The sequence below is a fragment of the Micromonospora sp. CA-248212 genome, from assembly GCF_050948405.1.
Classification (GTDB): Bacteria; Actinomycetota; Actinomycetes; order Mycobacteriales; family Micromonosporaceae; genus Micromonospora.
Window position 1 is genome coordinate 4597887 of the sequence record NZ_CP192023.1, and the last position, 23040, is coordinate 4620926.

Here is a 23040-nt window from a genome sequence, read left to right on the forward strand (position 1 = left end):
CGCGCCTCGCAGCCGGAGCGAAGCCGCCGGCCGCCCAACCGAGGTCAGGCCGTCACGGCTTGGCGGACGGAAGATGTCCCGCGTCTCATCGATGCGATCGGAAGAACCGCAGGCCAGCGGGCTATTTTGGGAAAGTTAACTGAGCCGTAACTAAGCTGGCCTAACTTAATCGGAGCCCGAGATCGATAGGCGACAATAAGCTGCGGGCGGCAACCTCGGTTGATCATCTGATTCATTCGGTCGCGCTCGAGACCCGGGCGCCCAATGAAGTGGGAGTCCGATGAGTCCTGCACCGAACACGCGCGATCTCGTAATCGTGATCAGCGTCGGTAGCCCCCTCGAACCCAGTCCCGGGATCGTGACCGCCGCCCGCCACGGCGGCGGTCACGGCGTCCTGGACCTCGCCTCCGGCGACAGCTGGACACTCACCGCCCTGGCCCAGGCCGCCGCCGGGTCGAGCGGACCGATCGGCGTACGCGTACCGGCCGGCTGCACCGCCACGCCGGCCGACGTGGAGCGGGCGGGCCACGGCCGGGTCGATCTCCTGGTCCTACCGCCGGATACGCCCTGGCCACTGGCCGACGTGGTCGACAGGTACCGAGTGCTCGTCGAGGTGACCAGCCTCGACGACGCCCGGTACGCCGCCGCCGCCGGAGCGCACGGGCTCATCGCGCGCGGCATGGAGGGTGGCGGCACAGTCAGCGAGCTCAGCTCGTTCGTCCTGCTCCAGCAACTGGCCGCTGCCGACGACATCGACCTGCCGATCTGGGTCGCCGGCGGCATCGGCCCCCGCACCGCCGTCGCCTGTGTCATCGGCGGCGCGGCCGGCGTCGTCCTGGACAGCCAGCTCACCCTCATGCCGGAATCGGAGCTCCCGGCGGACGCGCGGGGCGCGATCCGTCGGCTGGACGGATCCGAGACGGTCCTGGTCGACGGAGTACGCGGGATCCGCCGGGGCGGTCCGCACGACAGCGCCTCACAACTGCTGCCGATCGGCCAGGACGGTTGGCTCGCCGCCGTCTTCGCCCGGCGCTGGCCCGACACCGCCGCCGCCGTACGCGGAATCCGTGCCCACCTTCTCGAAGCGCTCGCCGAATCGTCTGCCGGGGACGCCCTGGCGCCGGGCGCCGCTCTCGCCGACGCCCTCAACGTCCGGATACCGGTGGTACAGGGCCCGATGACCAGGGTCAGCGACGAGGCCCCGTTCGCGGCCGCGGTCGCCGCCGACGGCGCGCTGCCCTTCGTCGCGCTCGCGTTGGCCGGCGCGGAACAGTCCCGCCGGGTGCTCCGGGAGACCGCCGATCGACTGGGCGAGCGGCCCTGGGGCGTCGGGGTGCTCGGCTTCGCGCCCGACGAGCTGCGTGCGGCACAACTTGAGGCGATCCGGGAGATCAGACCCGCGTGCGCGATCATCGCGGGCGGCCGTCCGTCCCAGGCCACGGCGTTGGAGCAGGACGGGATCAACACCTTCCTGCACGTACCGTCACCGGGGTTGCTGCGGCAGTTCCTGCGGGCGGGCGCGCGCAAGTTCGTCTTCGAGGGCGCGGAGTGCGGCGGGCATGTGGGGCCACGGGCCAGCTTTCCCCTGTGGGAGGCGCAGCTGCTGGTGCTCGAGGAGTTCCTGGCGGAGACGCCGGACGAAGCCGGGCGGCTGCAACTGCTGTTCGCGGGCGGCATCCACGACGCCCGGTCGGCGGCGATGGTCGCCGCGATGGCGGCCCCGCTGACCGGCCGGGGGGCGCAGATCGGGCTGCTGATGGGGACCGCCTACCTCTTCACCAGCGAAGCGGTGCAGGAGGGCGCCATCCAGCCCCTGTTCCACCGTACGGCCATCGCCGCCACCAGCACGTCGCTGCTGGAGACCGCCCCCGGGCACGCGACCCGCTGCCTGCCCAGCCCGTTCGTGGATGACTTCCACAGCGTACGGGAGGAGCTGGAGTCGGCCGGGGTGGAGAACCGCCAGGTCTGGGAGCACCTGGAGCTGTTGAACGTCGGTCGGCTGCGGATCGCCAGCAAGGGCGTACGCCGGGAGAGCGACGGCCTGGTGGAGGTCGACGAGGCGGTGCAGGCCGTCGAGGGGATGTTCATGGCCGGCCAGGTCGCGGTGCTGCGCCACGCACCGACCACGGTCGCGGAGCTGCACGCGCAGGTCACCACCGAGGCACAGGAGTTCCTCGCGGTACGGACCGCCGCGCTGCGCGCCGAACTCGTCCCGCCGACCGCGCCGGTGGACGAGCCGGTCGCGCCGCTGGACATCGCCATCGTCGGCATGTCCTGCGTGCTGCCCGGCTCCCCCGACCTGCACAGTTTCTGGCAGACCGTACTCAGCGGCACCGACGCGGTCACCGAGGTGCCTGCCGACCGGTGGGACGTCGACACGTACTACGCGCCCGAGGTGGAGCCGGGTCAGGCCGGTCGGATCAGCGTCTCCCGGTGGGGTGGGTTCATCGAGCCGGTCCCGTTCGACGCGATCCGGTACGGGATACCCCCGGCGGCGCTGAGCAGCATCGACCCGACCCAGTTGCTCGCGCTCGAGGTGGCGCATCGGGCGCTCGTCGACGCCGGATATCCGTACGACGCGGCCGGCGCGGACCACCGTTCGACCGGGGTGGTGTTCGGGGCCGAGGCCGGCAGCGACATGGGTCACGCCCAGACGCTGCGGACCATGCTCCCGGCCTACCTCGGGGACGTGCCGCCCGAGTTGGAGGACCAACTCCCCACGGTCACCGAGGACAGCTTCCCCGGCGTGTTGGCCAACGTCATCGCCGGCCGGATCGCCAACCGTCTCGACCTCGGCGGTCCCAACTACACCATCGACGCCGCCTGCGCCTCGTCGCTCGCCGCGATGGACGCCGCCTGCAAGGAGCTCAGCGCCGGCAGCAGCGACCTGATGATCTGCGGCGGCGCCGACCTGCACAACGGCATCAACGACTACCTGATGTTCACCTCCGCGCACGCCCTCTCCCCCACCGGCCGGTGCCGCACGTTCGACAGCACCGGCGACGGTATCGCCCTCGGCGAGGGGGTGGCGTGCGTCGTACTGAAGCGGTTGGCCGACGCCGAGCGCGACGGCGACCGGATCTACGCCGTGATCAAGGGCATCGGAAGCTCCAGCGACGGACGTGCGCTCGGGCTCACCGCCCCGAGGGCGAGCGGGCAGCGACGCGCCCTCGACCGGGCCTACCATCGCACCGGGGTCTCGCCCCGACAGGTCGGTCTGGTCGAGGCGCACGGCACCGGCACGGTGGTGGGCGACCGTACCGAATTGGAGACCCTGACCCGGTTCTTCGACGAGGCCGGCGCGGAGCCCGGTAGTTGCACGCTGGGCTCGGTGAAGTCGCAGATCGGGCACACCAAGTGCGCGGCCGGCCTGGCCGGCGTGATCAAGGCGAGCCTCGCGCTCTACACCGGAGTCAAGCCACCCACGATCCACCTGACCCGCCCCAACCCCGCGTGGAATCCGGCCCGCAGTCCCTTCGCGTTCTACACCGGCGTTCGCCCGTGGATCGCGCCGGCGGCCGAGCGGCTGGCCGGGGTGAGCGCGTTCGGGTTCGGCGGGACGAATTTCCACACCGTGCTCGGCGCGTATGCGAACAGCCCCGAGCCACGGCACACCCGGCAGTCCTGGCCGGCGGAGCTGTTCTGCTTCCGCGGCGCCGATCGGCCCGCGGCACAGCTGCGGGTACGCCGGCTGCAGGAGATGCTGTCGAACCGCGACGAGCTGGGCCGACCGTGGTCGTTGCGGGACCTGGCCGCGTCGCTGTCCGACGAGGCCGACCACCGGGCCGGCGCGGTCCAGATTGCCATCGTCGCCCGTAACCGGAACGAACTCGCCGAGCTGTTGGGCCGGGCCGTCGCCGGCGAGCACGACCCGGCACGCGGGCTGGTCCAACCGCCGAACGACCCGGAGCCGGGCAAGGTGGCCTTCCTCTTCCCCGGTCAGGGCAGCCAGCGGCCGGGTGCGCTCGCCGAACTGTTCGTCGCGTTCCCCGAGCTGCGGCACTACCTGCGCCTCGGCGCCGAGTGGGCGGACCTCCTCTTCCCGCCGTCGGCGTTCGACCCGGAGACGGCCCGCGAGCAGGAGGACCGGGTACGCGACACTCGGGTCGCCCAACCCGTCCTGGGCATCGGCGGCCTCGCGGTCGACCACCTGCTACGTCGGCTGGGCGTCCGGCCCGACCTGACCGGCGGACACAGCTACGGGGAGCTCGTCGCGCTCTGCGTAGCCGACGCGTTCGACCCCGAGACCCTGCTCGCGCTGAGCCGGCAACGGGCCGAGGCGATCCTGACCGCCACCGGCGACGACCCGGGCACCATGGCGGCGGTCACCGGCACCGCCGAGCAGGTGAGCCAGGTGCTCACCGCATCGGGGCTGGCTGGCGACATCGTGCTGGCCAACCGGAACACCCCGACGCAGGTCGTGATCTCCGGCCCGACTCCCGCGGTCGGGTCGGCGGTGGCGGCGCTGCGCGAGGGCGGGCTGTCGGCCCGTCAGCTCTCCGTCGCGTGCGCGTTCCACAGCCCGGTGGTGGCCGGCGGCACCACACGTTTCGCCGAGGCGCTGGCGTCCAGCACGGTACGGGAGCCGGCCATCCAGGTCTGGTCGAACCACACGGCAGCCCCGTACGACGGGGACGCCGACCGGGTACGTGAACGGCTCGCCGCGCAGATCGGCGCGCCCGTGCGTTTCGTCGAACAGATCGAGGCGATGTACGCCAGCGGCGCTCGGACCTTCGTGGAGACCGGCCCCGGTCAGGTCCTCACCAAGCTGGTCCGGGCCATCCTCGGCGACCGGCCGCACCTCGCGGTCGCCACCGAGCCCCGTCCCGACGAGGGGCTGCGCGGCTTCCTCGTCACTGTCGCGCAACTGGCCTGTGCCGGCGTCCCGGTTTGGACCGGCTGGTTGTTCCAGGGCCGCGACACGGCGGACGTCGGGGCGGTCAAGACGGGCCAGCGTCCGTTCTGGACCGTGGACGGCCAGCTCGTACGAGATCAGTCCGGGAACAGCCTGCCCGGCGGAATGACGCCCCCACGACGGATCAAGGAGTTGTCGATGACCGCTTCGAACGGAACCGCCTTCAGTGGTCGGGACGGCCGCGACGAGTTGCTGAGCGAGTTCCTCCGCACCAGCCGGGACATGATCGCCTCGCAGCGGGACGTGATGCTCGCGTACTTCGGCGACGGCGCGGGTGGGCGACTCGTGTGGCAGCCCTCGCAGGCGTACCCGCCGGTGGTGCTGCCGGGTCACGGGACCGAGGTCGACGCGGTCGCGACGACGACGGCGGTGGTGGTGGCCGCTCCCCCGGCCGCACCGACGGGCGGGGTCGAGGTGGCCGCTGTGGCGGTCACCTCGTCCGGTCCTGATTTCCAGACCGCGATCCTCGACGTGATCAGCGAACGCACCGGCTACCCGGTGGACCTCATCGAACTCGACCTCGACCTCGAAGCCGACCTCAGCATCGACTCCATCAAACGCGCCGAAGTCGCCGGCGAGGTCGCCGCACGACTCGGCCTCGCCGTCGACGGCGACGAAGCCGAACTCGAAGACCTCGTCAAGGCCCGCACCGTACGCACCATGGTCGACTGGCTCAACCAGAAGATCCGGTCGACGACGGGTACGACCGTGATCCACGCGACCTCCGTACTCGGCCCGGCGAACGGGGTGGCGCACTCCACCACTGTCGTCACGACCGGCACTGCCGTGATGACCCGTCCCGACTTCCAGAGCGCGATCCTCGACGTGATCAGCGAACGCACCGGCTACCCGGTGGACCTGATCGAACTCGACCTGGACCTCGAAGCCGACCTCAGCATCGACTCCATCAAACGCGCCGAGGTCGCCGGCGAGGTCGCCGCACGACTCGGCCTCGCCGTCGACGGCGACGAAGCCGAACTCGAAGACCTCGTCAAGGCCCGCACCGTACGCACCATGGTCGACTGGCTCAACCAGAAGACGCAGGAGGTGACCGCCCCGGCGCCGTCGCCGAGTAACGGCGCGCTGGCCCTCACCGCACCCACACCGATGGTGGCACCACCCGCCGGAGCGCCCTCGGCCCTGGCCACCATGAGCCCGGCCATCGCACCCGCGCCGGTCCCCACCGTGTCGGCCACCGCCAGCGGTCCGGCCGGGATCACACCGAAGCGGCTGCTGCCCCTGGCGACGGTGGTCGCGGGACCTTCCGGCGCGGACACCGGCGCCCCACCGGCCGGGCAGCCGGCCGACGTGCTCGCCGGAACGCGTTTCCTCATCACCGGCGCCAGCCCGGCGCTGCCGTACCTCGCCGAACTGCTCCAGAAGCAGGGCGCGGCCGGGCAGACGGGTGTGCTGGACGAGAGGCAGGCCGACCAGCTCGCCGGCTTCGACGGGCTGATCCTGCTGGACGGTCTGGACGGCGCCGGAGCACCCCTGCTGCCCGACGTCTTCCCGTTCCTCAAGCAGGCGCTCGCCGCCGGTCCCCGCTGGCTGCTCGCGGCAGGACCGGTCGGCGGCACCGAACGTAGCGACGGCCTGGCCGGCCTGTTCCGTACCATTTCCAGGGAGTACCCACAGGTGGCGGCCAGGTACGTCCAGGTGGACGGTGCCGCCGAACCGCAGCAGATCGCCCGACACCTGATCGACGAGCTGCTGGTCCCCGGGGAGACCCCGGCCGTCGTGCGGCGCGAGACCGAGCGGACGACTGTCTCCCTCACCCCGGTGGCGCTGGGCGCGGTGGCGACCAGCGGTGCCGGGCCGGCCGGTGACGGCGCCTCCGAGGCCGCCGCGATCGGCCTCGACCGGGATTCGGTGGTGGTGCTGGTCGGCGGGGCTCGCGGGATCACGCCCTGGTTCGCCCGCGCGGTGGCCATGGCGAGCCGCTGCCGGATCGAGCTGGTCGGCCGCACACCGCTGCCGACCGGGCCGGAGGATCCGGACCTGGTGTCGGCCCGGGACAAGGCGTCGTTGCGTGCCGCGCTCGCCGGCCGGGGTCTGCGGTCACCGGCGCAGATCGAACACACCGCGCAGGCGATCCTGGCCGCCCGTGAGGTCGGGACGACCCTCGCCGAACTGCGGGACCTGGGCAGCGAGGTGCGCTACCACGCCCTCGACGTGCGGGACGCGTCGGCGATCCGCCGCCTACTGCTGGACGTCGAGCGTACGCACGGTCGGGTCGACGGCGTGGTCTACGCGGCCGGCGTGATCGAGGACAAGCTGATCGCGCAGAAGGACCCACAGTCGTTCGCCCGGGTGTTCGGCACCAAGGTCGACGGTGCCCGTTCGGTACTGGGCGGCCTGGACGAGCTGAACTCGCCACCTCGGTTCGTGGTGCTGTTCGGCAGCATCGCCGCGGCATACGGCAATCGAGGTCAGAGCGACTACGCCGCGGCGAACGACGCGGTCGACGCGATCGGCGCCCGCTGGGCGGCCAGCACCGGCAACCGCTGTCTGACCGTGCACTGGGGGCCGTGGGCACCTGGTGCCGGGCACGGCGGGATGGTCAGCGACGAGCTGAGTCGGGAGTACGCGCGCCGCGGCATCGATCTGATCGACCCCGAAGCGGGTGCCTTCAGCCTGCTGAGCGAGTTGGCGTGGGGCGACCCGAAGATCAATTCCGTGGTCTACACCGCCTCCGGCTGGTGATCGTCCAGCGGATTCGGCGGCACCCGAGCCGCACACCCGGTACGCCCGTCGACGGTGGAGCGAGAGGCCGAAAATGAACACGAGTACCGATCGGAGCGACCCGATCGCGATCGTCGGGATGGCGGCGGTGATGCCCGGCGCCGGCAACCTGGAGAGCTACTGGCGCAATCTCGTCGACGGGGTGGACGCGATCACCGACGTGCCGGCGAACCGGTGGGACGAGGAGTTCTACGACCCGGAGCAGGCCCACCGGCCGGACCGGATGTACTGCCGGCGCGGCGGGTTCGTCGACGAGTTCGCGACCTTCGAGCCGCTGCGGTTCGGCATCATGCCCGCCTCGGTCGCGGACATCGAACCGGACCAGCTCATCGCCCTGAACGTGGCCGCCGCCGCGATCGACGATGCCGGCGGCGCGGACCGACTGCCCGGCGGCGACCGGGTCGGAGTGATCCTCGGGCGGGGCGGCATCCTCAGTCCGGCTCAGGCCCGCTACGCCCAACGGGTGCGGATGTCGAGCCAGGTCATCCAGGTGCTGCGGGAGCTGATTCCGGAGCTGGACCAGAGCCGGCTCGACCTGGTGCGCGAGAAGTTCGACGAGCGGCTCGGCCCGTACCAGCCGGAGGGGACGATCGGTCTGGTGCCGAACCTGGCCGCGTCCCGGGTGGCCAACCGGCTCAACCTACGCGGTCCGGCGTACACCCTGGACGCGGCCTGCGCCTCGTCGCTGATCGCGGTCGACCAGGCGATCACCGAGCTGCGCAGCGGACGGTTGGACGCCGTCCTGGCCGGTGGAGTGCACCACGTGCACGACATCAGCTTCTGGTCGGTGTTCAACCAGTTGCGGGCGCTGTCCAGGCGCGGTGAGAGCCGGCCCTTCCACCGGGAGTCCGACGGCCTGCTGATCGGCGAGGGCACGGGTGTGGTCGTACTCAAGCGGTGGTCCGACGCTGTCCGGGACGGCGACCGGGTGTACTCCGTCATCCGGGGTAGCGGGATGTCCAGCGACGGCCGCTCGGCGAGCATGTTCAACCCGGCCTCCTCCGGACAGGTGCTGGCCATCCGGCGGGCCTGGGAGGCGGCGGGGCTGGACCCGACCGCGCCGGACGCGCTGGGGTTGCTGGAGGCGCACGGCACCGGCACACCCACCGGCGACGCGGCCGAACTGGTCTCGGTCGCCGAGGTCTTCGGACCGCATTCGGGCGACGGGCCACGCCCGGTGATCGGATCGGTCAAGTCGATGATCGGGCACACCATGCCGGCCGCCGGCATCGCCGGCCTGATCAAGGCGACGCTCGCGGTGTACCGGGGAGTCCTGCCGCCCACGCTGCACTGCGACGATCCACGCTCGGAGATGGCCGCGACCCGGTTCGCCCCGATCCCCACCGCCCGCCCGTGGGAGAGCGACGGGCCGCGTCGGGCCGGGGTGAACGCCTTCGGCTTCGGCGGCATCAACGCACACGTCATCATCGAGCAGGCGCCCGAACCCGCCGGTGTACGGCAGCGGCCGATCGGCGGGCAGCCGTTGGCGGTGGGTGGAGCGAGTGTCGGACGAGACACCGCGCCGACCACGGGCAGCTCGACGGTTGCGGTGACCGAGCCGGACCAGGTGCTCTGGCTCGCCGCGCCGGACCCCGCCCAGTTGGCCGGCCTGCTGTCCCGCAGCGACCACGAAGTACGGGCCCTCGGCGTCGAACGGGCCCGGAGCAACCGGCCCGCCAACGGGGGCGAGGCGTGCCGACTCGGCATCGTCAGCCCGACCGACAAGCTGCTGGCCGTCGCCCGCAAGACGGTGGACCGCGGTCAGGCCTGGCGGGGCGGACGGGACATCTGGTTCAGCCCGTCACCGCTGCTGGCCGCCGGCACCGGACGCCTCGCCTTCGTCTTCCCCGGCCTGGAGGCGGAGTTCGCGCCCCGTACCGCCGACATCGCCGCGCACCTCGGACTGCCGGACCGGCAGTGGTCCGCCTCGGACCTGGGCCGGCACGGCGCCGGGCTGATCGAGGTCGGCAAACTTCTCGACAAGGCGCTGCGCCACCTCGGCGTGCTACCGGACGCGGTCGCCGGACACAGCATCGGCGAATGGACCGCGGCGGCGACCAGCGGGCAGATCAGCACGGCGGCGATGGACGACTTTCTGGAACTGTTCCACGCCGACTCGGTCGAGGTCTCCGGATACGTGTTCGCCGCCGTGGGAGCTGGCGCGGACCGGGTCACCCCGATGCTGGGTGACTTTCCGGGGGTGGTGCTCTCCCACGACAACGCCCCGGCGCAGTCGGTGGTGAACGGGCCCGAGCCCCAGGTGGACCGGCTCGTAGAGGCCCTGCGTACGGAGAACGTGCTGTGTCAGAAGTTGCCGTTCCGGTCGGCCTTCCACACTCCCGTGTTCGTCGACGGCCTGCAGTCGATCGGCGCGGCGCTGCGGCGGTGGGAGGTACACCCGACCCGGATACCGGTCTGGTCGGCGACCCTGGCGGCACCGTTCCCCGCTGACGAGGCGCAGGTCAATGCCCTTTTCGTCAGGCACATGATGGAGCCGGTCTGGTTCCGTCAGACCGTCGCGGCGATGTACGACGCCGGGGTACGGGTCTTCCTCCAGGTCGGTGCGGGACAGCTCGCCTCGCTGATCAGCGACAACCTGCGCGGGCGTGAGCATCTCGCGATGCCGGTGAACGTGAAGCACCGCAGCGGGCTGGACCAGCTCCGCCGGGTCGCCACCGCGATCTGGGTGGAGGGCGGCAGCCCGAACCTGACCGCGCTCGATCCGCCGTTGGCGAAGGCAGCCGCGAAACCGGTACGCCGTGGCCCGTCGATTCCGCTGGATCTCGGTGGACCACTGGTCCGGCTCGGGGCGGGCGCCGCCGGTCTGCTCGGCGTGTCAGCGGGCGGCACCCCGCCGAACCACCTGGCCGCGGGTCCGCCAAAGCACGGTTCGGCCGTTCCGGTCGGCGCCTCGCCGGCAGTCGGAGCGGGGCGGCAGCCCGAGCCGGCGGGTAACGGCACCAACCCGGCGGCGGCGCTTGCCGCCCTGCACAGGTTGACCGGACGGTCCAGCGCGGCCGCGGAACTCGCCGCGCTGTTGCAGGACACGGCTCGGGACGCGGCAAGCGTTCTGGACGCGGCCGCCCGGCCGGCTCCGCCGGTACCGCCGCGCCCGGGTGTCGGACAACCTGCGGTCGCCCCGCCAGCCGGATCCTCCCGAACCGCCGCGCCCGGAGGCCGTGGCAACGGCGTCGCGGGCAACGGGGTCGGTTCGGCCAACGGGGTCGACACCGGCAAGGCGGTCAGCGCCAGCGCCAGCAACGGCGACCCGGGTCCGGTTCGGCGGATCACGTTGCGGGTCTCCGTCGAGAACATGCCGTACCTGAAAGACCACTGCTTCTTCGTCCAGCCACCGGACTGGCCGAAGATGGAGGACCGGTGGCCGGTGGTGCCGGCCACCACCCTGGTGCAGCACATGGTCGACGCGGCGGAGCAGGCCATGCCGGGCCTGCGGGCGGTGGCCGTACGCGACGCCCGGTTCAACCGTTGGCTGATAGCCGAGCCGGGTCAGGACGTCGAGATCGCGGTGCGGCCGACCGGTGACGGCCTGGTCTCGGTCACCTTCGGCCCGTACGCCCGGTCGATGGTGGAACTCGCCGCGGACTATCCGGCGGACCCGCCCGAGGTGTGGCGGCACGATCCCGCGACCGAACGGCCGCCACGGATCAGCGCCGAGGAGATGTACGCCGAGCGGCTGATGTTCCACGGCCCCCAGTTCCAGGGCATCACCGCCGTGCACGCCCTCGGTGACATGCACGTACGGGGGGTGGTCCGCGCACCCGTGCCGCCGGGCGCCCTGCTGGACAACGCGCTGCAGCTGATCGGCAACTGGCTCATCACCACACAGCCGTTCCGTACCGTCGCGTTGCCCGTGGGCCTTCGCCACATCCGCTACTTCGGCCCCCCGCCGGCACCCGGTACGGACTTCGAGTGTGTCGCCCGGGTGCGCTCGATCGACGACGCACAACTCGTCGCGGACACCCAACTGGTGGTCGACGGCCGGGTGTGGGCACAGATCGAGGGCGCGGTGGACCGGCGCTTCGACAGCCATCCGCAGGCCCGGCCGGCGGAGCGGTTCCCCGAGCGGCATCCGATGTCGCTGATCCAACCCGAGGGCTGGACGATGGCCTTCGACTGCTGGACCGACCTGGTCACCCAGGGCATGGCCGCCCGCGGCATCCTGGGCTCGGCCGCGTACCAGGACTACGAGCGGCAGCCCGCCAGATCCCGCAAACAGTGGCTGTTGGGCCGGATCGCGGTGAAGGACGCCGTCCGGTTCCGGTTGTGGGAGGACGGGCACCGCGACATCTACCCGATCGAACTGACGGTCGGCAACGATCCGGACGGGCGACCCCGGGTACACGGACGTCCGGGCCGTGACCTGCGCGACTGCGATGTCTCGCTGGCGCACTGCGCGGAGATCGGCGTCGCGATCGCGAAACCCCGCGGGCCGGCGTCGCCATCCGACGCGCCCGGCGTCGGCATCGACGTCGCCGAGATCACCGACCATCCGGAGAGCACCCTGCGCTTCGCCCTGACCGACGGGGAGACCGCCCTGTTGGACTCGCTCGGCGGCGACGCCGAGGACCGGCGGCAGTGGTTCACCCGGTTCTGGGCCGCCAAGGAGGCCGTCGGCAAGGCGGAGGGGACCGGACTCGACGGCCGCCCGCGCCGGTTCGTGGTGACCGGCGCCACGGACACGGTGCTGACGGTCCACGTCGACGACCGGAGCTACCCGGTCCAGCACCGCGAGGTCGGAAATCCCGAAGACCTACCACCTCGACGGTACGTGGTCGCCTGGACCTGGGGCCCGCGGACCGGGACCGATCAGCCGTGACCGGCATCCACTCCCGACCATCCGAAGGAGCACCTCCCATGGCCGCCTCGCACGCCGACATCCTCGCCGAGCTCACCGGGATCATCCACGCGGTCCTCGGCGACTTCGCCGCCGACGAACCCATCACCGTGGACACCACCTTCCGCGACGACCTCGGCATGGAGAGCATCGACGTCGTCTCCCTCGCCGGCCGGCTGCAGGCCCGGTACGGCAACACCGTCAACTTCGCGCACTTCGTCGCCAAACTCGATCTGGAGACCGTGGGCGAGCTGCGGGTCGGGCAGCTGGTTGAGCACATCGCACGCTCCCTCGACGCGAGCCCCACCGTCGTCGAGGCGGTCCACTCGTGACGATGATCCGGGCCAACGGGATCGACGTGCACGTCGAACACCTCGAACCACCGGCCGGTGAGCCGGACGAGGTCGGCGCTGACCGGGGTGCGGGGCCGACCCTCGTGATGATCCACGGAATGGCCTCCGACAGCCTCGCGAGCTGGTACTTCACCCTGGCCAAGCCCTTCGCCGACGCCGGGCTGCGGGTGGTGATGTACGACTTGCGGGGGCACGGCCACAGCGAGCGCCCGCCCACCGGCTACACCCTCGACGACTTCGTCGACGACCTGTCGGCGATGCTGACCGCACTTGACGTCACCGCTCCGGTGCACCTGCTCGGCAACTCGTTCGGCGGCACCATCGCGTTCGCCTACGCGGCCCGGCACCCCGACCGGGTCGCCTCCGTCGCGGCGGTCGAATCCTCGCCGCCGACCCCGGCGTGGATGGCCCGGGTCGCGCGCCGGCTGGACCGGGCCGCCGACCTTCTGCCCCGACCGGAGGCGCTGGCGCAGATCGTCGCCGGCCGGGGGGCCCGGGTGGCCCGCCGGGCCCGGGATACCGGCGAGCTGCTCATGGCGACCACGCTGGCCCGGGACCTACCGGCGAGTGCCCTGCCCAGTGCCGCGCAGATCAGCGCGATCGACGTACCGGTGCTCTGCCTCTACGGCGCGAACTCCGCGGTCGTCGAGCTGGCACCGGCGGTGGTCCGGCTGCTGCCGCAGATGCGGACCGTGGTCCTACCCGGCGAGAAACACACAGTCCTGGTCGACCGGCCGGAGGCGGTCCGCCGGCTCGTCCTGGCGTGGCTCCGCGAGGAGTGCTCCGTCGAGGTGGCCGAGGTGGCCACCGCCCCGTGACAACCCAACGTGCAGGAGGTCCTCGGATGGACACCCCGGTCACCGGCAGGTCGATCATCATCAGTAACGGCCGGTGCGGCTCGACGCTGCTCTCGGACCTGATCGCGGAGCAGCCCGAGACTCTCTCGGCGCAGGAGTTCTTCATGTCGGTCGCACCCTGGGCACGCAGTTCCGAGGTGCTGACCGGGGCCGCGTACTGGGCGGTGCTGAGCAGCCCAAAGGCGGAACTCGCCACTCTCTTCCGGATCGGGTTGCCGCCGAAGGAGGTGCGGTATCCCGCGACCGGGAGGTGGGCCGACCGAATGACCGAGTTGCCGCGGATCCTCGCCATCACCCTGTCGAAGCTGACCCCCGACCCGGACCGCCTCTTCGACCAGCTCGCCGAGCGGGTGCCGGACTTCCCGACGCAGTCGGTCGGCGACCACCACCGGATGTTCCTCGACCTGCTGGCCGTGATGACCGGCAAGCGGCGCTGGGTCGAGCGTTCCGGCGGGTCCAGCCACGTCGCTCCGTACCTTCTGCGGGCATTTCCCGAGGCGAAGGTGGTGTATCTGACCCGCGACCGGGAGGCGACCGCCCGCTCGATGAGTCAGCACTCGTCGTTCCAGCTGATTCAGCTGCGGGTGGAGTTCCTCGGCCGGTGCGGGCTGGATCCGTTCCGGATCGAACCCGGCCAGTCGGTGCCCGAGGACCTGGAGCGTTACCTGCCGGACCGGCTCAGCGCCGACCTGCTCCGGGATCGGGGCCAGGACCTGCGCCGCTACCTCGGTCTGAGCGCGTTCCTGACCAGCCAGGCCGAGCAGGCGCTCACCGACCTGCCGCCGCGCTACCTGCACCGGATGAGCTACGAGGACCTGGTCGCCGACCCGATCGGGCAGCTCGGCCTACTGGCCCGGTTCCTGGAGTTCGAGGACTGGGAGGACTGGGCACGGCGGGTCGCCCCACGGGTGGTCAGCCCCGCCCGGTCCCGCGAGGTCGCCGCGGCCTGACCCGCGATCGTGCCCCACCGACCCTCAGGACTCCGTCGAACGAGAGGAACCATTCGTGAAACCACTCCGGATGTCGGGCCGGCGACCGCTCGCCGCGGCCGCCGTACTGGGACTGTTGTACGTCCTCGCGGCGCCGGCGTCAGCCGCCGCCACCCCGATCGGGGCGGATGCGCCGGGTACGGCCGGACATCAGCCAAAATACGAGCGGAAGCTGATCGGGAAGGGCACCCCGGACGAGTGCTTCGCCGGTATCGGTGTGGCCTATCCACCCGGTCCGCCATGCGCCACCGGCCAGCCGAAGGTGAACCAGTCCTACCTGTGGGGCATGACCCAGACCGCGCAGAGCCTGTGGTTCGGGACCGGAGCGAACGTCAACTGCATGACCAGCGGGCGCAACCTGCGCAACACGACACCGAACCTGAACGACGACTGGGTGTGCGAGTACGGCGAGAGCCAGATCGCGAAACGTAACCCGACTCTGCCTCCCACCCTGGGCGACCATCGCCCGCCCCGCCTGTACACGTACGACAAACGTTCGGGGCGATTGACGGAGAAGACCGAGGCGGTGAAGGCCGCCTCCACCACCGACGCCAACCGGCTGAGCACGACCGCCGGAATCCGGGCCGCCGGCACCCATCAGGGGGTGGCGTTCCTGGGCGGGCCCGCCCTGGGCGAGAGCATCAACCTGTTCGCCTTCGACACCGACACCGGCGCCTTCCTCGGCTCGATCAACCTGCCGGCGTACGGCAACATCCGCCACTTCGTGGTGGCCGACGGCGCGCTCTACGCGGGTGTCGGGGTGGGCGCGAACGGCGGCAACCGGGGGCACGTGCTGCGCTGGACCGGCTCCAAGAGCAATCCGTTCAGCTTCGTCGAGGTCGCGAACCTACCGGCCCAGGCGGCGGATCTCACCGTGCACGAGGGGCGGATCTTCGTGACGACCTGGACGGGTTCCGGTGACGACGCCCTGGCAGCGGCCGTGCCCGGCACGACCGACGAGCCGCTGTCCGGGGTCGCCGGGGTGTGGATGAGCCCGAAGCTGTCGCAGGGGGAACGCGGCCTCACGCCGGCCGACGCCGACAACTGGACCCAGGTCTGGTCGGTCGACGGGTACGAGCCCGACCCGGTCGTGGCCCGCACCTACGCCCTGGGTGGGCTCGCCTCCTTCAACGGCTACCTGTACTGGGGCACGATGCACGTGCCGATGAAGGCGACCACGGTGCACATCGCGACCTACCCACCGGCGGACGAGGCCGCGCTGCGGTCCACGGTCCGCAGCACGCAGCGGGCGATCAGCATCTTCCGAGGTAAGAGCTTCGGCGACCGTCACCAGCGGGTGGACCTGCTGTACGGCGCATCCCAGTTGCCCGCCTACGACCCGGCGGGCAACGGCGGAGCGGGCCTCTGGGCCGCCGCCTCGACCGGATACACCCCGTTGTACGGCCCGTCGGGCATGGGCAACCCCTACAACAACTACACCTGGAAGATGGCGGTGGCGGGCGGGAAACTGTACGTGGGCACCATGGACTGGAGCTACATCTCCAAGGACCTGGGCCAGGACACCGCCCGGCTGTTGGGTGTCACCGGCCCCGCCGCGGCCGAGTTCGGCAAGGCCTCGGTACTGGCCGACGACCCCCCGCCGGCCCCGGTCTACGGCGGCGACCTGTTCGTCTTCGACTCGACCAGCAGGCCGGCCACGGTGGTGGACAACAGTGGGCTCGGCAACTACCTGAACTACGGGATCCGCAACATGATCGCCGACGGGTCGACCCTCTACCTGGGCATGGCCAATCCGATGAACCTGCGTACGGACCCGGACGACGACGTTCCCGAGGGCGGCTGGGAACTGATCCGACTCAGCGTGCAGCACTGTTAGGGCCTGTTTCATGAGGGCGGTCGAGCCGAGGCGGAGTCCGGGCGGCGATCCGGCAGGGCGCGGTGGCGTCCGGATACCGGTGTTGTATCCGGACGCCACCGCAACGCCGCCGGTCGTCGTGCGGGCCCGCCGCAGGCCGGCCAGTTCTTATGAAACAGGCCCTAGCCGGTTGGCTCCGCTCGGGCCGCGCGTCGCGGGAACGGACGGAGCCAGCCCCGCCAAACACAAATCGGTGCAGGTCCTTACAAAGCCTGAACATTGATATGCCAGGGTGCGAATATGATGAAAATTGGTATATCTTGGACACATCGCGTGAGACCGTACCGTCGGCGGCGACACCTGCTCACGGTCCTGTCGCTCGTCGGAGCGCTCACCCTGTCGGCCGGCTGCGGGCTCTTCCGGGACGACCCGGAGCAGCACGAGGCCGGACCGGTGTCCACCGTGCCCACCGGCTCCTCGACGCACACCCTCGTGGTCGACGGGCAGGAGCGCCGCTTCCGCCTCTACCGGCCGACCAACCTCGCCGGGTCGACCCCGGCACCGCTCGTGGTCATGCTGCACGGCGCGCTCGGCACCGGCAGCCAGGCGGAAACCTCCTACGGCTGGAACGCCCAGGCCGACCAGGAGGGCTTTGTCGTGGCCTACCCGGACGGGATGAGCCGCTCCTGGGCGGTCAGCCCGGACTGCTGCGGACCACCGGCCCGGGACGGCGTGGACGACGTCGCCTTCATCCAGCAACTGGTGGCCACCGTGGCCGACCAACTTCCGGTGGACCGCAGCCGGATCTACGCCACCGGGATCTCCAACGGCGGGATGCTCGCATACCGCCTGGCGTGCGACACGAAGCTGTTCGCCGCGATCGGGCCGGTGGCGGCGACCCAACTCGGCCCGTGCTCGTCACCGGCACCGATCTCCGTGATCCACCTTCACGGGATGGCGGACCAGACGGTGCCGTTGAACGGTGGTCCGGGCAAGCGGGACAACGACGGGACCGGGCGAAATCCGGTCAAGATCGACGGGCCGCCCATCCCCGACCTGCTCGGCCAATGGCGTACCACCGACGGATGCCCGGCGCCGGCGACGACCGCCTCAGGCCCGGTCCGGACCTCGGTCGCCACCTGTCCGGGAGGACGGGCGGTCGAGTTGGTCACCGTCGAGGGCGCTGGCCACCAGTGGCCCGGTGCCGCCGGCCCCGGACCGCAGGCGCAACGCCTGCTCGGCCTGGATCCACCCACGACCGCGCTGGACGCGACCGAGACCATCTGGCGTTTCTTCGACGCACACCCCCGAACCGGCGGCTGACCCGCACCGGCGGCCACTGATCCGACAGCTCACGAGAGGGAGCAGCAGATGCCCAGTAGTGGTGGCAGCCCGGCTGCGGTCGAGGTCGCCGACCTCGTCAAACGCTATCCCGGGAGCACGAACGCAGCCGTGGACGGGCTGTCCTTCACGGTTGCCGGCGGCGAGATCTTCGGGCTGCTGGGACCCAACGGCGCCGGCAAGTCGACCACCATCGGCATCCTCACCACCCGGCTGCGGGCGTCCGGGGGCCGGGCGCTCGTCAGCGGGATCGACGTGGTCGGTGACCCGGTCGCGGCCCGCGCCCAGTTGGCCGTCGTACCCCAGCACAACAATCTGGACCGGTCGCTGACACCACGACAGAACCTGCTGTACCACGCCGCGTACCACGGCGTCAGCCGCGCCGTACGCAACGCGCGGGCCGATGAGCTCCTGGACCGTTTCGGCCTGCAGGATCGGGCGGACAAACGGATCGAGGCGTACTCGGGCGGCATGGCGCAACGGCTGATGATCGCCCGCGCGCTGATCCACGAACCAGCGGTGCTCTTCCTCGACGAGCCCACCAACGGTCTGGACCCGCAGTCCCGCCGGCTGATCTGGAGCCGGATCCGCGAGATGCGCGAGCGCGGTGTGACGGTCGTCCTGACCACTCACCAGATGAACGCGGCCGCCGCTCTGGTCGACCGGGTCGGCATCGTCGACCACGGTCGGCTGCTCACCGCGGACACGCCAGGCAACCTGGTCAGAGGGCTCGCCGGACGATCGATCCTCGACCTGACGGTCACCCTGGCCGCGCTTGACGAACCGGACGAGCTGCTGAGCGCGCTCTCCGAGGTCTCCGGCGTACGCAAGGGCGAACGGCTCGCCGACCCGCCGCCGCCCGGGGCCGGGGCCGGGGCCGCCAAACTCCGTGCCGTCCTCGGCCTCGGCGGCGGGTCGGGGTTCGGCGCGGGCACGCCCGCCGCATTGACCGCGCTGGCCCGGGAGCGGGCCGTCGCCACGCTCGCCCCCGACCCGGGCGGGCGTGGGCGCGTCCGGATCCGGCTGCATCTCGCCGCCGACCCCGCCACCGTGCTCGGACCGGCGCTCACCGTCCTGACCACACGGTCGGCGACCCTCACCGACGTACGCATCGGCGAGCCGAGCCTCGAAGACGTCTTCATCGGACTGACCGGAAGGGACCCACGGTGACCGACCTCGACGCCCCGCCGGTTGCCGCAACGAGCTTCGCGGCGGCACCCGCGCGACCTCGCGCCCACCGGGCCTTCCTGGCCATTCTGCGCCGGGACCTGCTGGTCACCGTCAAGGAACTCTGGGTCATCCTGGTCCAGGTCGGCCTCACCCCGCTGTTCATGCTCTTCGTCTTCGTCAAGGTGCTCGGCGGGCAGGGCGTCGTCAGCCGGAACTTCGCCGACCTGTTCCTGCCCGGCATCGTCGCGCTCGCCGCGCTCACCACCGCGCTGCAGAGCGTCGCACTGCCACTGGTCAAGGAGTTCGGCTTCACCCGGGAGATCGAAGACCGGCTCCTCGCCCCGCTGTCGACGAACCTGGTGGCGGTCGGCAAGCTCGTAGTCGCGATGCTGCGCGGGCTCGTCGCCGCAGCCCTCATCTACCCACTCGGGGCGCTGATGGTCGGCTCGGCCCCGTGGCAGCCCGGACGGTTACCGATGGTCCTGCTGACGATCCTGCTCGGCGGATGGATCGGTGGCGGCATCGGCATGACGCTGGCGATGATCCTGCCCATCCAACGGATCAACATCACGTTCTCGCTGGTCGTGACCCCGATCATCTGGACCGGTTGCATCCACTACCCGTGGCCGCGGCTCTCCTCGATGCCGTGGTTCCAGACGGTCACCGCCCTCAACCCGATGACCTACGTCTCCGAGGGCGTGCGCGGGGCCATGTTGCCCGGCGTCGCGCACATACCGGCCTGGGTCTGTCTGCTGGTGCTGACCGGAGTGGCCGCACTGGTCACGGTCACCAGCGTCCGAAGTTTCAGTCGGCGTGCCGTCCAGTGAACGGCACGGTCACCGCGTCTATCGGAGGTGTTCGTCGATGAACGTGCTGGAACCCCCCAGGTCAACGGCCCCCGCGTCGGATGGCTCGTTCGCCGCCTGGTTGGCCGATCGGGCCGGCCGGCTGCTGCTGCAGGTCCGCGCGGAGCACGGTCACCACGACCCGGCCGCGTTGAAGCGCGCGGGTGATCGGGCGGCGCACCAACTGCTGCGCGTTGAACTGGCACGGCACAGAAGCGCCGACGCCGTGCTCTCGGAGGAGGACGACGGCGCCCGGCAGGCCTGGGCAACGGGTACGGCCGACCCCCTGCCGGAGCGGCTGGGCGCCGAACGGGTGTGGATCGTCGACCCGTTGGATGGGACCCGCGAGTTCTCCGAGCCGGGCCGGACGGACTGGGCGGTGCATGTCGCACTCTGGCAACGGAACGCGCCGACGGAGCACCGCCTCGTGGCGGGCGCCATCGCCCTGCCGGCCCAGCTCCGTACCCTCGGCACGGAGACACCCCCGACCCGGCCGCCGGCGGTCAGCGGTCGGACCATCCGGTTGGCGGCGAGTCGGAGTCGGCCGCCGGCGTTTTTGACGAAGTTGGCGGACGAGGTCGGTGCCGAGTTGGTGCCGATGGGATCGGCCGGGGCGAAGATCGCCGCGGTTATCACCGGTGAGGTCGACGCATACGTGCACGCGGGTGGTCAGTACGAGTGGGATTCGGCGGCCCCGGTGGCGGTGGCGACGGCCACGGGTTTGCACGCTTCCCGCATCGATGGTTCCGCGTTGAGCTACAACGAGGCTGATCCCCGGCTGCCGGACCTGGTGGTCTGCCGGCCGGAGCTGGCCGCCCCACTCCTCGCCGCGCTGAGGCAACACCTGACCCCGGTGCCGGCACCGGCCACGGCAGCCGGGTGATCCGCGATGACGACAAACGACACGACGCCCGCTGCGGCGTACCGGGTTTCGCACCTGGACGCGATCGAGGCAGAGAGCATCTTCGTCATGCGCGAGGTGGTGGCCGAGTTGGAGCGCCCGGTCCTGCTCTTCTCCGGCGGCAAGGATTCGATCGTGATGCTCCGGTTGGCCCAGAAGGCGTTCGCGCCAGCCCGGATCCCGTTCCCGGTGATGCACGTCGACACCGGGCACAACTTCGACGAGGTGTTGGACTACCGGAACCAGCGGGTCGCCGAACTCGGCCTGCAGTTGGTGGTGGCGAGCGTACCCGAGGCGTTGGAGGCAGGTCTGGTCCGCGAATCCGCCGACGGGACGCGGAACCGGATCCAGACCCCGGTCCTGTTGGCGGCGGTGGAGAAGTACCGGTTCGACGCGTTGTTCGGCGGGGCGCGGCGGGACGAGGAGAAGGCGCGGGCCAAGGAGCGGATGTTCAGCTTCCGGGACGACTTCGGTCAGTGGGATCCGAAGAACCAGCGGCCGGAGCTGTGGTCGCTGTACAACGGGCGGCATCACCCGGGCGAGTCGATCCGGGTGTTCCCGTTGTCGAACTGGACCGAGCTGGACGTCTGGCACTACATCGCCCAGGAGCGGCTGGCGTTGCCGTCGATCTACTACGCCCACGAACGTACGGTGATCGAGCGCGACGGAATGCTCTATGCGGTGAACGAGTTCATCGTGCCCCGAGGTTCGGAGGAGCCGTTCAAAGCGCGGGTGCGGTACCGGACCGTCGGCGACGCCTCCTGTACCGCGGCGGTGCTGTCCGAGGCGGACACGGTGGACCTGGTGATCGAGGAGGTCGCGGCGACCCGGATCACCGAGCGGGGGGCGACCCGGGGTGACGACCGGGTGAGTGAGACCGCGATGGAGGACCGCAAGAGAGAGGGCTACTTCTGATGGCTACGACCGGGGTCGCGGTGGTCGAGGGCGCAGCGTCCGAGGGTCGGGCGATGGACCTGTTGCGGTTCACGACGGCGGGCAGCGTCGACGACGGCAAGTCGACGCTGATCGGTCGGTTGCTCTACGACACCAAGTCGTTGTTCACGGACCAGTTGGCAGCCGTGGAGGCGGCCAGCGCGGCCAACGGCGACGAGTACACGAATCTGGTGTTGCTGACCGATGGCCTGCGGGCGGAGCGGGAGCAGGGCATCACGATCGACGTGGCGTACCGGTACTTCGCCACGCCCCGGCGCAAGTTCATCGTCGCCGACACCCCGGGGCACATCCAGTACACCCGGAACATGGTCACCGGCGCCTCCACGGCCGACCTGGCGTTGATCCTGGTCGACGCCCGTAAGGGCCTGGTCGAGCAGTCCCGCCGGCACGCGTTCCTGTGCTCGCTGCTGCGGGTGCCGCACCTGGTCCTGTGTGTGAACAAGATGGACCTGGTCGGCTGGTCGCAGGAGGTCTACGAGCGGATCGCCGACGAGTTCACCGCGTTCGCGGCGAAGTTGGAGGTGCCGGACCTCGCCGTCGTCCCGGTCTCGGCGTTGCACGGCGACAACATCGTGACCCGCTCGGAGCACACCCCGTGGTACGAGGGCCCGTCGCTGCTGCACCACCTGGAGCGGGTGCACATCGCCAGTGACCGCAATCTGGTCGACGTCCGGTTCCCGGTGCAGTACGTGATCCGCCCGCAGTCGACCACGGTCACCGACTACCGCGGCTACGCCGGCCAGGTCGCGTCGGGTGTGCTGAAGCCGGGAGACGAGGTTCTGGTTCTCCCCTCCGGGTTCACCTCCCAGATCGCGGCGATCGAGACCGCAGACGGACCGGTCGCCGAGGCGTACCCGCCGATGTCGGTCACGGTCCGGTTGACCGACGAGATCGACATCTCCCGGGGCGACCTGATCTGCCGGCCCCACAACGGCCCGGCGGTCGCGCAGGACATCGAGGCGATGATCTGCTGGATGGACGAGGCCACCCCGCTGCGTCCCGGCGCGAAGTACGCCATCAAGCACACGACCCGTACCGCCCGGACCGTGATCCGCGAGCTGCACTACCGACTTGAGGTGAACTCGCTGCATCGGGACGAGGCCGCCACCGAACTCGGACTCAACGAAATCGGCCGGGTCCGCATGCGTACGACCGTCCCGCTGCTCGCCGACGAATACCGGCGCAACCGCACCACCGGCGGTTTCATCCTGATCGACGAAACCACCAACCGCACCATCGCCGCCGGAATGATCGTCGACACCAATTGACCTACGGTAAGGGCCCTTCCCGCTACCGGAAATC

12 protein-coding genes are annotated in these 23040 nt (G+C 71.0%); all 12 read left to right on the top strand.

Features of this window, described 5'->3' with window-relative positions; translation table 11 throughout:
- Positions 1 to 358 precede the first annotated feature (358 nt).
- The 12 genes from ACQP03_RS21700 (at position 359) to ACQP03_RS21755 (ending at position 23006) form a co-directional block, all read left to right on the top strand.
- The gene (locus ACQP03_RS21700; RefSeq protein WP_433458170.1) at positions 359 to 7618 is read left to right on the top strand and encodes an SDR family NAD(P)-dependent oxidoreductase; all 7260 of its coding nucleotides are present in this window, start codon (positions 359 to 361) and stop codon (positions 7616 to 7618) included.
- A 73-nt stretch (positions 7619 to 7691) separates the two neighbouring features.
- On the top strand, positions 7692 to 12494 hold the full coding sequence (locus ACQP03_RS21705) for a beta-ketoacyl synthase N-terminal-like domain-containing protein (RefSeq protein WP_433458172.1): 4803 nt from the start codon (positions 7692 to 7694) through the stop codon (positions 12492 to 12494).
- A gap of 38 nt (positions 12495 to 12532) precedes the next feature.
- Positions 12533 to 12844 carry an acyl carrier protein gene (locus ACQP03_RS21710; RefSeq protein WP_357174061.1) on the top strand — a complete coding sequence of 104 codons (312 nt, stop codon included), beginning with the start codon at positions 12533 to 12535 and terminating at the stop codon, positions 12842 to 12844.
- A gap of 2 nt (positions 12845 to 12846) precedes the next feature.
- Complete coding sequence (locus ACQP03_RS21715) at positions 12847 to 13683, top strand: alpha/beta fold hydrolase (RefSeq protein WP_433461198.1); 837 nt, start codon at positions 12847 to 12849, stop codon at positions 13681 to 13683.
- Positions 13684 to 13709: 26 nt separating this feature from the next.
- Positions 13710 to 14672, top strand: a complete 963-nt coding sequence (locus ACQP03_RS21720) for a hypothetical protein (protein ID WP_433458174.1) — start codon at positions 13710 to 13712, stop codon at positions 14670 to 14672.
- Between the two features lie 55 nt (positions 14673 to 14727).
- A complete protein-coding gene (locus ACQP03_RS21725; RefSeq protein ID WP_357134581.1) occupies positions 14728 to 16548 on the top strand; it encodes a hypothetical protein in 1821 nt (606 codons plus the stop codon).
- 312 nt (positions 16549 to 16860) lie between these two features.
- Positions 16861 to 17850, top strand: coding sequence for an extracellular catalytic domain type 1 short-chain-length polyhydroxyalkanoate depolymerase (locus ACQP03_RS21730; protein ID WP_433458177.1), 990 nt, complete (start codon positions 16861 to 16863; stop codon positions 17848 to 17850).
- Between the two features lie 48 nt (positions 17851 to 17898).
- On the top strand, positions 17899 to 19038 hold the full coding sequence (locus tag ACQP03_RS21735) for an ABC transporter ATP-binding protein (RefSeq protein ID WP_433458179.1): 1140 nt from the start codon (positions 17899 to 17901) through the stop codon (positions 19036 to 19038).
- On the top strand, positions 19035 to 19865 hold the full coding sequence (locus tag ACQP03_RS21740; protein WP_357174073.1) for an ABC transporter permease: 831 nt from the start codon (positions 19035 to 19037) through the stop codon (positions 19863 to 19865). Before ACQP03_RS21735 ends, ACQP03_RS21740 begins: the two co-directional genes overlap by 4 nt.
- A gap of 37 nt (positions 19866 to 19902) precedes the next feature.
- Positions 19903 to 20766, top strand: coding sequence for a 3'(2'),5'-bisphosphate nucleotidase CysQ (locus ACQP03_RS21745; RefSeq protein ID WP_433458181.1), 864 nt, complete (start codon positions 19903 to 19905; stop codon positions 20764 to 20766).
- A gap of 6 nt (positions 20767 to 20772) precedes the next feature.
- Positions 20773 to 21699: a sulfate adenylyltransferase subunit CysD gene (cysD, locus tag ACQP03_RS21750; RefSeq protein ID WP_357134591.1), complete on the top strand. Its 927-nt coding sequence runs from the start codon at positions 20773 to 20775 to the stop codon at positions 21697 to 21699.
- Positions 21699 to 23006: a sulfate adenylyltransferase subunit 1 gene (locus tag ACQP03_RS21755; protein WP_433458183.1), complete on the top strand. Its 1308-nt coding sequence runs from the start codon at positions 21699 to 21701 to the stop codon at positions 23004 to 23006. The genes cysD and ACQP03_RS21755 overlap by 1 nt, the downstream gene beginning before the upstream one ends.
- Positions 23007 to 23040: the final 34 nt, after the last annotated feature.